At 75.4% G+C, this 14,342-nt stretch carries 11 protein-coding genes; all 11 read left to right on the forward strand.

Going from position 1 to position 14,342, the window contains the following annotated elements; genetic code table 11:
- Genes U5640_RS38020 through U5640_RS38070 form a run of 11 tightly spaced genes read left to right on the forward strand, consistent with a single transcriptional unit; the run spans nt 1 to nt 14,340 of the window.
- Nucleotides 1–729 carry a hypothetical protein gene (locus tag U5640_RS38020; protein ID WP_340383578.1) on the forward strand — a complete coding sequence of 243 codons (729 nt, stop codon included), beginning with the start codon at nt 1–3 and terminating at the stop codon, nt 727–729.
- Nucleotides 722–1,450: a hypothetical protein gene (locus U5640_RS38025; protein ID WP_340383580.1), complete on the forward strand. Its 729-nt coding sequence runs from the start codon at nt 722–724 to the stop codon at nt 1,448–1,450. Before U5640_RS38020 ends, U5640_RS38025 begins: the two co-directional genes overlap by 8 nt.
- Nucleotides 1,447–2,634 (forward strand): DUF4255 domain-containing protein, encoded by a 1,188-nt coding sequence (locus U5640_RS38030; protein ID WP_340383582.1) that lies wholly within the window; start codon nt 1,447–1,449, stop codon nt 2,632–2,634. Before U5640_RS38025 ends, U5640_RS38030 begins: the two co-directional genes overlap by 4 nt.
- Nucleotides 2,634–4,604, forward strand: a complete 1,971-nt coding sequence (locus U5640_RS38035) for an ATP-binding protein (RefSeq protein WP_340383584.1) — start codon at nt 2,634–2,636, stop codon at nt 4,602–4,604. Before U5640_RS38030 ends, U5640_RS38035 begins: the two co-directional genes overlap by 1 nt.
- Nucleotides 4,595–4,843 carry a hypothetical protein gene (locus U5640_RS38040; protein WP_340383586.1) on the forward strand — a complete coding sequence of 83 codons (249 nt, stop codon included), beginning with the start codon at nt 4,595–4,597 and terminating at the stop codon, nt 4,841–4,843. Before U5640_RS38035 ends, U5640_RS38040 begins: the two co-directional genes overlap by 10 nt.
- A complete protein-coding gene (locus tag U5640_RS38045) occupies nt 4,840–10,998 on the forward strand; it encodes a DUF4157 domain-containing protein (protein WP_340383588.1) in 6,159 nt (2,052 codons plus the stop codon). The genes U5640_RS38040 and U5640_RS38045 overlap by 4 nt, the downstream gene beginning before the upstream one ends.
- A complete protein-coding gene (locus U5640_RS38050; protein WP_340383590.1) occupies nt 10,995–11,615 on the forward strand; it encodes a hypothetical protein in 621 nt (206 codons plus the stop codon). Before U5640_RS38045 ends, U5640_RS38050 begins: the two co-directional genes overlap by 4 nt.
- Nucleotides 11,612–12,253, forward strand: a complete 642-nt coding sequence (locus U5640_RS38055; protein WP_340383592.1) for a hypothetical protein — start codon at nt 11,612–11,614, stop codon at nt 12,251–12,253. Before U5640_RS38050 ends, U5640_RS38055 begins: the two co-directional genes overlap by 4 nt.
- Nucleotides 12,254–12,297: 44 nt before the next feature.
- Nucleotides 12,298–12,630 (forward strand): tail protein X, encoded by a 333-nt coding sequence (locus U5640_RS38060; RefSeq protein ID WP_340383594.1) that lies wholly within the window; start codon nt 12,298–12,300, stop codon nt 12,628–12,630.
- A gap of 60 nt (nt 12,631–12,690) precedes the next feature.
- Nucleotides 12,691–13,818 (forward strand): hypothetical protein, encoded by a 1,128-nt coding sequence (locus U5640_RS38065; RefSeq protein WP_340383596.1) that lies wholly within the window; start codon nt 12,691–12,693, stop codon nt 13,816–13,818.
- Nucleotides 13,819–13,827: 9 nt separating this feature from the next.
- Nucleotides 13,828–14,340, forward strand: coding sequence for a phage baseplate assembly protein V (locus U5640_RS38070; protein ID WP_340383598.1), 513 nt, complete (start codon nt 13,828–13,830; stop codon nt 14,338–14,340).
- The last annotated feature ends 2 nt before the right edge of the window (nt 14,341–14,342 follow it).

Here is a 14,342-nt window from a genome sequence, read left to right on the forward strand (position 1 = left end):
GTGGCTGCCCCGAGGGAGCTGCTCGCCGCCTGGGAGATCGGGCTCGCGCTGCCCGCCTCCTCGCCCCAGCGGGCGGTGCTCCTGCACGCGCTGGCCCGGCCCGGGCGGACGGCCGACGAGCTGCTCGGCGTCCCCGTCGGGACCCGGGACGCCGACCTGCTCGGCCTGCGGGCCGCACTGTTCGGCGACGTCCTCTCGGTCCGGATCGGCTGCGCCGCGTGCGGTGCGGACCTGGAGTTCGACGTCGACGCTGGAGGCCTGGCGGCCACCGCGCCCGCGGCCGAACCGGAGCCGCTGACCGACGGCGACTGGACCGTGCGGTTCCGGCTGCCGACGCCCGCCGATCTGCTCGCGGTGCGCGACGGGGCCGCAGAGGACCCACGACGCGGGCTCGCCGCCCGGCTGGTGGTCGAGGCGCGGCGCGGTGACCGGGCGGTTCCCGCCGACCGGCTGCCCGAGCGCGTCGTCCACCTGCTCGCCGAGGCGGTGGCGGCGGCGGACCCGGCGGCCGACATCTCGTTCGCCATGGCCTGCCCGGACTGCGGCGGGCAGGTGCGGGCGCAGCTCGACATCGCGACCTACCTGTGGGACGAGCTCGACTCCTGGGCCCGTACGACGCTCGCCGACGTCCACGCGCTGGCCTCCAGCTACGGGTGGACCGAACCCGACGTACTGGCGCTCTCACCACTGCGCCGCCGCTACTACCTGGAGCTGGCCGGACATGGCTGAGACACGGACACCGGACCTCTTCGACCGGCTGCTCGCCCGCACCGGGGCGGTGCTCCGGCCGGACGCCGCGGTGGCGCTGGCACGGCCGCGGCTGGCGATGCCCTTCGAGCGGCTCCCCGAGGCGCCACCGGCCGAGACCGAGACCGCGGTGGACACCGCGCTCGACTCGGCCGCCGCGCCGTCGCGGCCGGTGCCCGAGACCCCGGCGCCACCCCGGGCGACGGCCCCGGCCGGTCCACCCGGGGCCCCCGCGCCACGACCGACGGCGCCGACCCGGATCGAGCGGACCGTACGGGCGATCGAAACGGTGCGCACCACGTCTCCGGAGCCGCCCGACGACGGGCCGGTGACCGCGCCGGACGTCCTGCGGAGCGTCCTGGAGCGGCTGGTGCCCCCGGCCGGCGCGTGGGTGGAGGCCGTGCCGCAGCCGGTCTCCCGACGACCCGTCACGGACACCCCCGAAGCCATCCCCTCCCTCCGGCCCGCGGCCGCCGCACGGACCAGGGCCGCGGCCCACGACCCCGCGCCGCGGACCGCCGGCGCGGTCCGGCGGCGCGAGGCGCAGGCCGCACCGGCCGAGCCGTCGGTCCGGATCACCATCGGCCGGCTCGAAGTGACGACCGCCGCACCCGAACCGAAGCGCGAGCGCACCGGCCGGACGGCACGGCCCGAACCGGCCGTCGGCCTGGCGGCCTTCCTCGACCGGCGGGAGGCGAGGTGAGCAACTACCTGGCGATCGCCCAGGCCACGGAGGCGCTGCGCGGCCTGCTGGCCCGCTCGGTGCAGTCCGACGTGCCCTACGCCGTCCAGGTCGAGGCCCGCAAACCGCCCGGCGAGCCGGTCACGGAGCCCACCATCACGGTGTTCTGCTACCGGATCACCCCCAACGCGTCCCGGCGCAACGCCGACACCCCCACCCGGGACGGGGCCGGGCGGCTGCGGCGAACCCCCACCGCCGCCTACGACCTGCACTACCTGATCAGCTGCTACGGCAACGAGACCCAGCTCGTGCCGCAGGCGCTGCTGGGCTCGGTGGCCCGCACCCTGCACGAGCAGCCCGCGCTGTCCCCGCAGGACCTGGAGACGGCCGCCCAACAGACGTTCCTGGCCGGAGCCGACCTCGCGGCCTCGCCGCAGGCGGTCCGGCTGACCCCGTCGACGATGGATCTCGAGGACCTGTCGAAGCTGTGGTCGACGCTGATCCAGACGCCGTACACGCCGTCGATCGCGTTCGAGGCGTCCCTGCTGCTGCTCGAGAGCCGGCAGACGCCGGCCGCCGGCCGCCCCGTCCGTGAACCCCGGGTCAGGGTGGTCGCGGGCCGGCGCCCGGTGGTGGAGGAACTGCGCAGCCGCCCGGCCGGCACGGACACCGAGCCACGGCCAGGCCCGGTGCCGGCCGGCCACGAGGTGGTGCTCACCGGGCACGACCTGAACGGCGAGAAGGTCGTCGTCGACGTCGGCGGCGAGCCGGTGGACCCGTCCGCCGTGGACGACGGCCGGGTGGTGTTCACCCCGCCCGCCGGCCTCACCGCCGGGGTGCACCCGGTACGCGTCCGGCACGCGGTCGCGCTCGGCGACGCGGTCCGCACCCTCGACTCGAACGGGATCGCGCTGGCGCGCCAGGCCACCGTGACCGCGTCCCGGGTCACCGCCGGACGGCTCCGCGCCACCCTGGACATCGCCGTCGGCGACCGGCAGCGGGTGTCGGTGCTGCTGGACGAGCTGGACGGGCCCGGCAGCCACCGCTTCGACGCGGCGCACCCGCTGCCCGGTCCGCGGGACCCCAAGACCGTCGAGGTCGCGACGGCGGGAGTCCCCGCCGGCGGGTATCTGCTGCGGGTGCGGATCGACGGCGTCGACACGCGGGTCGGCGAGGACCTGCGCACACCGGCGGTGACGTTCTGATGCACGACGACGGGCGCGAGGCCGACGCGGCGGTCATGGCCCAGGCCGTGGCCGACGTCCTGGCACGCCTCGACGCGCACGCCCGGACCACCGCCGACACCACGGCCGACGGCGGTGCCCCCGGACGGCTGCGGCGCCGGTCCCGGCACGCGGCGGCGGCCACCGGCGACCGCAGGACCCCGCGGGGCGGCCACGACGGAGCGCCGGACGACGCGTCGTACGACGAAGGCGCGCTGGCGACGGTGGTCGACTGCTTCGGGCTGACCCCGTTCGAGCGGGACCTGCTGGTGCTGTGCGCGGCGATGGAGCTGGAGCCGAGGGCGGCGGCGCGCTGCGCGGCGGCGGGCGGGCGGGACTTCCCGACCTTCTCGCTGGCCCTCGCGGCGCTGGCCGAGCCGCACTGGAGCGCGCTGACACCGGACGCGCCGCTGCGTCGGTACCGGCTCGTCGAGGTCGCCGACGAGCCGGTGCTGACCACCGCGCGGCTGCGGATCGACGAGCGCGTGCTGCACTACCTGCTGGGTGTCTCCCAGGTCGAGCCACGGCTCCAGGGACTGGTCGCGCGCGCCGCCGTCCCCGGCCGCCTGCCGACGTCGCAGGCACGGCTGGCGGCCCAACTGGCGTCGGCGGTGAGCACCGACCGGGTGGCGGCGCTCTCCGGCGGCGACCTGCAGACCCGGCGCGAGGTGACCGTCACCGCGGCGCTGGCGGCCGGTTTCGTGACGTTCACGCTGTCCGCGGCCGATCTTCCCGCCGAGCCCGCGGACCGCGCGGTGCTGGCCCGGCTCTGGGAGCGCGAGGGAGTGCTGCTGCCCGCCGTACTGCTGGTCGAGGTCGACGGGACGGCACAGGCGGCCGCCGCGGAGGCGTTCGTGGCGATGCTGGGCGTGCCGGTGGTGCTCTCCGGCCGGGACCCCCTCACCGCCGCCGCGACCCACCGCGCGCAACTCGTCGTCGCGCCGCTGGAACAGGCCGAGCAGCGCGAGCTGTGGCGCGCCGAGCTGGACGGCCGCGGCGGCGAGGCCGACGTGGCGGGGCTCGTGGCGCAGTTCAGCCTGCCCGGACATGTCATCCGGTCCGCCGGCGCGGTGGCGCGCAGGGCGGGCGGTGATGTGGCGGAGGCGGCCTGGCGCGCGGGCCTCGCGCACGCGCGGATCGTGCTCGACGAGCTCGGACGCCGGGTGGAGCCGCGCGCCGGCTGGGACGACCTGGTGGTGCCCGAGCGGCAGCGCGGGATCCTGCGCGAGATCGTCGCGCACGTCCGGCAGCGCGCCACCGTCTACCAGGACTGGGGGTTCGAGGACGTGCTGCGGCGCGGGCTCGGCGTCACCGCGCTCTTCGCGGGCGGCAGCGGCACCGGCAAGACGCTGGCCGCGGAGGTGGTGGCGGGCGCGCTCGGCCTGGACCTGTTCGTCATCGACCTCTCCCAGGTGGTCAGCAAGTACATCGGCGAGACCGAGAAGAACCTGCGCCGGATCTTCGACGCGGCCGAGCGCGGCGGCGCGGTGCTGCTCTTCGACGAGGCGGACGCGCTCTTCGGCAAGCGCAGCGAGGTGAAGGACTCGCACGACCGGTACGCGAACCTGGAGGTCAGCTATCTGCTGATGCGGATGGAGTCCTACCGCGGCCTGGCGATCCTGACCACCAACCAGAAGAAGGCCCTGGACCACGCGTTCCTGCGGCGGCTGCGGTTCGTCGTGGACTTCCCCTTCCCCGACGTGACCGAGCGGGCCGAGATCTGGCGGCGGGTGATCCCGCCCCGGGCGCCGGTCGACGGGGTCGCGGTCGAGCGGCTGGCGCAGCTGACGGTGGCCGGCGGCAGCATCCGGAACATCGCCCTGTCGGCTGCCTTCCTCGCCGCCGACGAGGGCACCGAGCTGCGGATGCGGCATCTCCTCGCCGCCGCCCAGACCGAGTACGCCAAGCTCGAACGCTCGGTGACCTCCACGGAGGTGGCCGGATGGGTGTGAGCCTGCACGTGGACGAGCTGGTGATCCGTGGCGTCGACGGGGTACGGCGCGCCGACGCCGACCGGATCGCGCGTGCCTTCACCCGTGAGCTCACCCGGCTGCTGACCGAGCGGCCGCCGACGGCCGAGGCCGTCTCGTACGACGTGCTGAGCGGCCTGCGTCCGCTGCCCGCCACCGTGTCGCCGCGTCGGCTCGGCCGCGAGCTGGCTCGGGCCGTGCACCGGGAGCTGGTGCGGTGAGCGCCGTCATGCCGGTGCGGCAGCAGCAGCCGGAGCCGCCGCGCCGCAGGCGTTCGAAGCGGTCCACGCCACTGCGGGAGCGCGGGGCCCGGCGCACGCCGCCGAAGCCCGACGCGGTGCTGGCCCAGGCCGGGAAACCGCTGGAGCCCGGGGTCGGGCGCGTGATGGAGGAGTTGCTCGGCCACGACTTCGGAGCGGTACGCATCCACAGCGACCGGGACGCCGCCGCGCTGGCCGCACTGGTCGGCGCGGACGCCGTGGCCGTCGGCCAGGACATCTTCTTCGGCGCCGGCCGGTACCGCCCGGAGACCGCCCAGGGGCTGCGGCTGCTCGCGCACGAGCTGCTGCACACCGTACAACTGCCGGACGCGCCCGGCCGGCTGCGGCTCGGCCGGCAGGACGGCACGCTGAGCCGGCCGCTGGACGGGGTGGAGCGCGAGGCCGAGCAGCGGGTGGACCGCGCCCTCGGTGAGCGGGGCACGGCGGCCGGCGGTGAGCGGGAGGTGGCGCGGCGGGGCGCGCAGCCGGTGTCGTGGCTGCGGTTCATCAGCGTCGACGTGTCCCAGCTGCGCGCCGAGCAACTGGACCCCGCGGCGCTGGTGGACCGGATCGTCGCCGGTGTGGTGCGTACGCTGCGCGGCGACCCGGCGGACGCGGCGGGGCGCGTGCGGCAGCAGCTCGCACGGCTGGCACCGCAGTTGCGGGCCGACGTGCTCGACCGGCTGCGGCAGCGGCTGCCGTCGGCGGAATACCTGAGGATCGAGCACCTGGTGCTCGTGGCCGACACGGCCGCGGGCCCGCCGGTGGACACCGCCGCCGTACCGGAGCCCGTGGTGGAGCCGGCCGAGCGGGAGCGGACCGAGCGGCGCGACCGGGCCGAGCGGGCGGCGGGCGACGAGCGCGAGCGTGCGGACCGGGAGCGCGACGGACGCGACGAGCGGCGGGACCAGCAGGACGCCGAGCGCGAGAAGGGCGGCGTGCTCGACGACCGGGGCCGCGGAAACTCCGCCGACTCCGCCGACTCCGCCGACTCCGCCGACTCCGCCGACTCCGCCCCGGAGGACCGGCAGCAGCGCGAGGACGACGAGCACCGCGAGGACGACGAGCACCGCGAGGACGACGACAACCGCGAGGCCACGGAGCAGGGTGAGCGGTCGGGGGCGGAGGCAGCGGCGGGGGGTGCGCCCGCGCAGCCGGAGATGGCCGCGCCCGGGGCCGGGACGGGCCCGGCCGGGCCGGAGCCGGTCGGTCAAGCACCGGTCGTCGGGGCACAGGTCGCCGCGGCAATTCCGGTCGACGGCGGAGGCGCCGACCCGGTCCGCGAGGACCGTGCGGAGGACGTCGCGAACGACCCGCAGGGCCCCCTGGCCCGGCACGGGCTGCTGAAGGAGCAGGGCAGGCGGGACGAACCGCCCGAGCAGGAGAGGCCGCTCGACACCGAGGCCGACGCGGAGTCCGAGGTACCGGTACCGGAGGCCGCCGCCGAGCCCGAGCCGCCGCAGCAGGTCGCCGACCGGGCCGAGCAGGCGGCGGGGACGGACCGGCCGGCGCCGGACCCGGTGCCGAAGACCGATCCCGACCTGTCCGGGGTGCCGACCGCCGACGACGAACTGAAGGCCGAGCCGCGGAGCACGCCGCCGACGCCGCGTGCGCTGCCGAGCATGCCCGCGCCCCCGCCGGTCGAGGCCGAGCCACGCGATCTCGATCGCGCCGAGCAGGCCGAGCGGGCCGCCGAGCCGGAACTGGAGCGCGCGGACGCGCAGGACCCGCAGGAGAGGGCGGTCGAGGGCGAGGGGGCCCCGTCCGGCACACCGGGGGCGGAGACCGGGACCGACGTCGCCCCCACCGAGTCCGCGGGCCCGCCCGGGGGTTCGGCCGATGGCACGTCGGCCACCACGACCGGCCCCGCCGAGCCCCCGACCGCGACCGCCGCCGGTCCGGCCGCCGGGCCCGCCTCGGCCCCGCCCGCCTCGGCCGAGCCCGCCTCGGCCGAGCCCGCCACGACCGGGCCCGCCGCCGTGGAATCCGTCGCTCCGGTCGCGCGGGGCCCGGAGGAACCGCGGCCGACGGAACCGATGCCCGGCGACCCCCAGATGGCGGAGGCCGCCCCCGGCGACGGCCCGGCGGCGGCGCCCGGACCCAGGCAGGGGCCCGAAGGCACCCCTCCCGGCGCCGGGCCCGAGGGGTCGCTGGAGAGCGGGGGCGGCGGATGCGCCGGAGCACCGGCGGCCACGACGGAGGCCGCCGCCCAGGACGGGGGCGGCGGCTGCGGCGCGGGCGGCGCACCGGCCCCGGCCGAGCGGACGCCGCAGGCACAGCCGCCGCCGGACGTCTCCGGCCAGGAGCCGACGGCCGCGCTCGCGACGGTCTCGTCCCAGCCACCGGCCCGCATGCCGCAGGCACTCGGCGGTGTCGACCGGGCCGTGGGCACCACCGTCGGCAAGGAGCACCAGGACCTCCGGGACGCCCCGCCGACGCTCGAACGGCCCAGCGGCGCCCCCCGGACCCAGGCCGGGGCCCCGCCGACCGGTGAACCGGTGTCCACCGCGGTCGAACCGATGACGGAGGTGACCCCGCAGACGCTCGTCCGGCAGCGCGAGGCCGACCCGCCCGCGACCGCGGACACCCCCGGCCCCGCGACCCGGGTCAAGGACCCGGTCGTCGCCGGGGGCGGTGAGGAGAAGGCCGACGACGCCGAGATCCAGCGGCTCCAGGACGCGGTCGACGGCGTGCCCACCCGGGACGACCGGCTGCACACCACCGTCGGGGCCGCGCCCAGGGTCCGGCTGGAGGGCGGGACCGACCCGGCGCTCGCCGACGAGCAGCACCGGCAGACCGAGGACCGGATCCACCGGACGCACACGCTCGGCCGGCAGGACGCGGCGGTTGGGCTCGGCGAGGACCGGATCTACCCGGACGCGCCCGGAGAGACACTCACCGCCGCCCCGGTGCCCGGCCGTACGCCCGCCGCCGGTGCCCCGGCCGCGTCGGGTGCCCCGGGCACCGGCGGGGCGGACCCGGACACGGTGTCGGCGGTCGCCGTGCAGGAACGCGGCCCCCAGATCCAGGCGGGCTTCGCCGAGGGCCGGGGCCGGATGGGCCGGGCCGGGCAGGACAGGCAGAACCAGTCCGACCGGGCGAGTGAGGACCACCGCGCCCAGGTCCAGCAGGCCGTCGCGGAGAACGGCGACCAGCAGGCCGCCGTACGCCAGGAAGCGCGCGAGGACGCGGCCGGCCGGCGCGGTGAGTGGCGTGACGAGCAGGACAGGGCGGTTGAGGACACCACCCGGACCACGACCGACGCGCACGCGAAGGCCCGCGAGGACACCGCGGCGCGCAAGACCGAGGCAGACGCCGCCGTCGACCGGCGCAGGAACGAGGACAACGACCGGATCGGCAGGGAGCGCAGGGCCGCCGAGGAGAAGGCCCGCAAGGAGCGCGAGGCCAAGAAGCAGGAGTCCTCCGGCTGGTGGGGCTGGGTCAAGTCCAAGGTCAAGGCCGCGTTCGACGCACTGGTCTCGGTGATCAAGGGTGTCTTCGACCTGGCCGTCAGGGCGATCGACGCGATCAAGGAAGGCTTCAAGAAGGCGGTCGACGGGCTGATCGACCTGGCCGCGAAGGCGATCACCGGCATCATCAAGGGCCTCGCGCAGGTCCTGCTGGCCGCGGTGAGCGCGATCGCCACCGTCTTCCCCGGCATCGCGGCGAAGATGCGCAGGGCGATCGTCTCGCTGCGCGACGCCGCCGTCGCCCGGGTGCAGCAGCTCGCCGACCGGCTGAAGAAAGCGGTCGGAGCGCTCCTCGACGCGCTGGTCGGCGCGCTGGTCGCGGTCCTGCGGCTGTACGAGAAGGCACTGCTCGCGGCCGTCGAGGTGGTCCGCGGCGCGGTGACGAAGGCCATCGCGTACGTCGACTCCGCGCTCCGGCTGCTCGGTGAAGTCGCGGCGCTGGTCAAGGACATCGCGCCGGACCCGCTCGGCTGGGTCCGCAAGCTCGGCGCCGCGGCCCGGGACGGGGTCCGCACCTTCCTCTGGGGCGCGATCAGGAGCGCGGTCCGGGCGTGGTTCGACGAGAAGGTCGAGTCTGTCGTCGGCATCGGCAAGATGCTGTGGAACGTGCTGGTGAAGGGCTGTATGTCGGTCGCGCAGATCGGCAGGATGGCCTGGCAGGCGATCGTGAAGTCGCTGCCCGCGATGATCGTCTCGCTCGTCGTCGAGAAGCTGATCGCCCTGATCGTCCCGGCCGCCGGCGGCATCATCGCGATCGCCCAGGGCGTGATGGCGGCCTATCAGAGCGTCAGCAGGGTCATCGCCGCCTTCAGCGCGTTCCTGACCTTCCTGAAGGCGGTGAGGGCCGGTGGCGCGGCGGCGGCGTGCCTGTTCGCGCGGGCCGTGGCCGCCGGGGCGGTGGCGCTGCTGGAGTTCCTCGCCAACTTCCTCATGGCGCGGATCGGGAAGGCGCTGAAGGGCGTCGGCACCAGGCTCAAGGGCATCGCCGAGAAGATCATGAAGGGCCTGGGCCGCGGCGCCCGCGCCGTGCGGAAGACCGCCGGCCGCGGGGTCGACGCCGCCCGGAACGCGTTGCGCCGCGGGGTGGCGGCCGCACGGCGCGGTGCCGTCGCCACCGCGCAGGCGGTCCGGCGCGGTGTCACCGCGGGGGCACGGGCCGTGCGGTCGGGCGCGCGCCGGGTCGGCGCCGCCGCCAGGAGCGGTCTGCGCGCGGCGGCCGGCGGGGTACGGCGTGCGGCGGGCGCGGTCGGCCGGGTGGTCGGGGCCCGCGCTGCGGACGGTCGGCCGTACGATCCGGCGGCTGGGTGCGGGGCTCGCGCACAGCAGGCTGGGCCGTGCGCTGACGGCGAGCGCCCGCAGGCTGAAGAACCTGGTGGCCAAGGCCAGGGAGAGGTTCCGGGACTGGCGCGGGAAGGTCGCCGACCGGCGCGCGCAGAACCGCCGGAACACCAGGAACAAGCCCCAGGAGTCCAAGGAAGCGCGGCTCGCCCGGATCACCGCGAGGCTGCGGCCGGTGCTGCGGAAACTGGTACGGCGCGGTGTGCGGGAGCACGTCCTGCGAGCCGCGCTGATCCCGCTGCGCCCGTGGTACCGCCTCAGGCGCCTCCATCTGACCGGTCGGCCCGTCAGCAACGTCCTCGCAGGTCTCAGCCCGGGCGAACCCTTCCTGCCGCTGGACGAGGTCGGCGAGAACGAACTGCTCCGCATCCTGCGCGAAGAGGTCGACGCCGAGACCAGGACGCCGCGGTTCAGGGAGATGGCGGACGAGGTGAAGGCCGAGAAGGCGGACCCCCGGCAGGTCGATCCCGAGGCCTGGCGGCGGAGCGCGAAGACCGACCCGGCGGTGCCGTCGCGCCTGACGTCCATCACCGCGCCGTCCGGGGTGTCGCCCCTCGCGCTCGCGCACGGCGTGAACCAGTTGATCTCCGAACGCCGGATCGCCCGTGCGCGGTTGATCACGCTCGGCGGGCGGACACCCGTCGTGATCGCCTCCCTGCGGGTGACCGGCAGCGACCCGGCCGGCCGCTGGCGGCCGATGACGCAAGGCCCCGCCGGTGTCTGGCGGCCGGTCACCTCGGTCAGCCTCGACTACCCCGGCTTCAGCGCCGCGGCGGCCGCCGACCCGGCCACCACCGTCCAGGCCCTGCAGCACGCGCACGCCGGCAACTTCGACGCGCTCGGGAAACTGCCGGCGCAGGCGCAGATCGGGGCACTCGTACCCCTGGGCGCGGAGCCGATGCGGGCCCCCTATCCGGGAGTGACGAGTCCGGCGCTGCTGCGGGTCTCGGCGGCGGCCGTCGCCGGACGCCCCGGAGGCATCCCGGCCTCGGAGGCCCTGAAGACGATGCCCTACGCACAGCCCGGATCGGTCGGCGCCTCGGCCGTCATGGCGTACCGGGAACGGAAGGCGGCCGGCGAGGGGGTGCGCCCCCGCGAGCCGTGGCAGGTGCGGCGCCCCGGCGGCGAGTCACCGGAGATGCTGCGGACCAGGATCGTCAACACGATGCGCGCCCTGCTGCTCGTCGAGGGGATCGTCACCCCCGAGTCCGGCAAGGGGGAGGCGCAGCAGGCGTTCCTCGGCCATGTGCGCAGGATGCTGCGCGACGCCGCGATCCGACGGAGGCTGTTCGGTGGTACGTGACATGAGCGGAGACGGTGTGGAACGGCACGTCCTGAGCCGGCGGATGGTGCTGCGCTCACGCGGTGACGAGCGCAAGGTCCAGCGTCTCGTCGACGAACTGCGGATGGTCCCCCTCGGCGAGGAACGGCCGGCTGCGGAACTGCTCCAGCGGTCCTGGCGGATGTCGCCGAGCGTCCTCTTCCAGGCCCTCACCGATGAGCGGGCCGACGCCACCGCGGTCGTGCTGGTCGGGGACGACCGGAAGCAGGTGGCCCGATACGCCGAGCTGGTCGAGCGGTTCGTGCAGCCGCTCACCGACGAGGAGTTGCTGGCCACGATCACGTCCGCGCGGACGGCGACCGAGCGCGCCCGGGCGGTGCTGACGTCCGGACTCGGAGCGCCGTTCGCCTACGACGCCCGGTACTTCGAGCGGATCACCGCCGCGATGTTCGACGAGGACCGCGAGGTCCGCGCGGCGGGTCTGGCGGCCTCGTCGTACGCGTTCTGGCCGCAGTACCGCGAACCGCTCGCGGCGATGGCCGAGTTCGAAGAGGACCCGCGGCTGCGCGAGGACGCGCGTGCCGCGCTCGGGGCGAGATACGACGCGCCCGACGTACGGACCGAGGGGGAGGAGGACGGATGACGAGGTACGCGGATCTGCCCAAGCCGGTGCAGGCCGGGATCGTGATCGTGGACCCCGAGCGCGGGACGCCGCAGCGGATCGTCGTGCTGCAGTTCAATCCGGATTCGCTGGAGCGCAGCATCGCGCCGCAGGCGGGCGGTGGGGAGCAGCAGGGGGACCGGACGGAGGCGTTGCGGCTCAAGGGGCCGGCGGTCGAGTCGTGGAAGTTCACCGCCGAGCTGGACGCCACCGACCAGCTCACCGTGCCGTCGCCGCTCGGTGTCCATCCGCAGCTGGCCGCCCTGGAGATGCTGATCCAGCCGCCGGCCGCACAGATGCGGGCGAACAGCCGGCTGGCCGCGCTGGGCATGCTCGAGATCACGCCCGTCGAGCAGCCGCTGACGCTGTTCGTGTGGGGCCCGCGACGCGTCGTACCGGTGCGGCTGACCGAGCTGTCGGTCACCGAGGAGGCGTTCGACCAGCAGTTGCAGCCGATCCGGGCCACGCTCGCGGTCGGGCTGCGGCTGCTGACGGTCAGCGACCTGCCCGCGGGGCACCGCGGCGCGGAGCTGTACCTGGCGCACCTCGCACAGAAGGAACGCCTGGCGGGGCAGCTCGCCGCGGGCCGGCTCGCGCAGCTCGGACTGACCGGAATCTGAGACCCGTACGACGACGAACCATGGCGAGACGAAGGGGGAAGCGCGTGGCAGGGGTGCTCGACGACATTCCGGCCCCGGACCCGTATCCGCGGACCAGCAGGTACCACGGCATCGGGCAGTCGGTGCACACGACGGCGGACGGGTGCGAGATCCCGTACACACCGCGGCGGATGCTGCCGCCGCCGGAGCGGCTGGCGCAGATCGACGCGCACGTGGTGGCCGACGGGGACCGCGCCGACAACCTGGCGAACCGGTACCTGGGCGACGCCGAACAGTGGTGGCGGATCGCCGACGCGAACCCCGTCATGGACCCGGCCGACCTGACCCGGACCCCGGGCCGGGTCCTGCGGATCACGCTGCCGGACCGGACCGGCTGACCGGACGACGACGGCACGCCGGGTCGCGAGCGGCCGGTGCGCACAGAGGGAGGGGGAGCGATGGCCGAGGCGCCCGTGCGGTTGCTGCTGATGATGGGGCGGCAGATCGCCGTGCCGGCACCCGGGGCGGTGACCGAGGCGTTGCTGTCGGCGCAGATCACGGTCAGCGCCGGGCAACGCAGCGGGTTCCAGCTGGCGTTCGACCTGTCCGGGAGCGGCCTGATCGGGCGGACCCTGCTGCCCTCCGGCTTCTTCGACCCGCCGACCCGGGTGGTGCTGACGGCGATCGTGCGGGGAACGCCGACGGTGCTGATGGACGGGATCGTGCTGCGGCACGAGGTCGGGGTGAGCGGGGTGCCGGGGCAGTCGACGCTGACGCTGACCGGCGAGGACCTGACGGTGCTGATGGACCTGGAGGAGCGCGAGGGCGTGCCCTATCCGGCGATGGGTCCGGCGGTCCGGGTGGCGACGATCGTCGCGCAGTACGCGCAGTACGGGATCGTGCCGCTGATCGTCCCCGAGCTGGTGCCGCAGACTCCTCCGCCGACGCAGCGGGTGGACTTCCAGAAGGGCACCGACCTCGGGTACCTCAACGAGCTGGCCAAGGCCAACGGGTACGTCTTCTACCTCGATCCAGGGCCGGTGCCGGGCGTCAGCAAGGGCTACTGGGGACCGGAGGTGCGGCTGGGCGTCCCGCAGCACGCGCTGACGGTGAACTCCGACCATCTCTCCAACGTGGACCAGATGACGTTCGGGTTCGACGGCTCCGCCCGGGAACAGCCGGTGGCCCGTGTCCAGATCCCCGCCACCAAGGTGGCGCTGCTGCTGCCGGTGCCCGAGGTGAGCGTGCTGCGGCCGCCGCTCGCGGCCCGGCCCGCGCCGGCCCTGAAGAAGAAGGTGATCGCGGACACCGCGAAGAAGGAGCCGGCGCAGGCGGTCGCCGAGGCGCTCGCCAGGGCGGTCGAGTCGTCCGACGCGGTGAGCGGCTCCGGCCAGCTGGACGTCACCCGCTACGGGCAGGTGCTGCGGCCCCGCGAGGTGGTCGGGGTGCGCGGTGCGGGGCTGACGTACGACGGCCTGTACTACGTGAAATCCGTGACGCACAACCTGCAGCGCGGCTCGTACACCCAGAACTTCACCCTGGCCCGCGAGGGCCTGGTGTCCCTGACCCCGGCCGTGCTCCCGTGAGGACGACAGATGGCAGAAGCGACGAAGTACCTCGGCAAGTACCGCGGCACCGTGGTCAACAACGTCGACCCGTTGCAGCAGGGCCGGATCCAGGCCACGGTGCCGGACGTGCTCGGCGACACCCCGTGCACGTTCGCGATGCCGTGTCTTCCGCTGGCCGGCCCGCAGACCGGGATGTACGCCGTCCCGGTCGTCGGGGCGGGGGTGTGGATCGAGTTCGAGCAGGGCGACCCCAGCTACCCGATCTGGACCGGCTGCTGGTTCGGCTCGGTGGCCGAGGTGCCGCCGCCCGCGCTGGCCGGCCCGCCGGGACAGCCGAACATCCTCCTGCAGACCCGCGGCCAGTACAGCGTCCTCCTGTCCGACCTGCCCGGCGGCCCCGGCATCACCCTGCGCTCACCGGGCGGGGCGGTGATCACGGTCAACGACACCGGCATCCTGATCAGCAACGGAAAGGGCGCCACGATCTCGCTGGTCGGCACCATGGTGGACGTCAACGCCGGTGGACTCACGGTGACCTGACG

Origin of the sequence: Streptomyces sp. SS7 (assembly GCF_037993025.1) — a bacterium.
Taxonomy (GTDB): Bacteria; Actinomycetota; Actinomycetes; order Streptomycetales; family Streptomycetaceae; genus Streptomyces.

What these genes read in the sequence shown, in the direction of transcription:
- U5640_RS38025 (WP_340383580.1), top strand. Translation starts at nt 722, where the DNA reads ATGGCTGAGACACGGACACCGGACCTCTTCGACCGGCTGCTCGCCCGC.
- U5640_RS38035 (WP_340383584.1), top strand. Translation starts at nt 2,634, where the DNA reads ATGCACGACGACGGGCGCGAGGCCGACGCGGCGGTCATGGCCCAGGCC.
- U5640_RS38040 (WP_340383586.1), top strand. Translation starts at nt 4,595, where the DNA reads ATGGGTGTGAGCCTGCACGTGGACGAGCTGGTGATCCGTGGCGTCGAC.
- U5640_RS38050 (WP_340383590.1), top strand. Translation starts at nt 10,995, where the DNA reads ATGAGCGGAGACGGTGTGGAACGGCACGTCCTGAGCCGGCGGATGGTG.
- U5640_RS38055 (WP_340383592.1), top strand. Translation starts at nt 11,612, where the DNA reads ATGACGAGGTACGCGGATCTGCCCAAGCCGGTGCAGGCCGGGATCGTG.
- U5640_RS38065 (WP_340383596.1), top strand. Translation starts at nt 12,691, where the DNA reads ATGGCCGAGGCGCCCGTGCGGTTGCTGCTGATGATGGGGCGGCAGATC.
- U5640_RS38070 (WP_340383598.1), top strand. Translation starts at nt 13,828, where the DNA reads ATGGCAGAAGCGACGAAGTACCTCGGCAAGTACCGCGGCACCGTGGTC.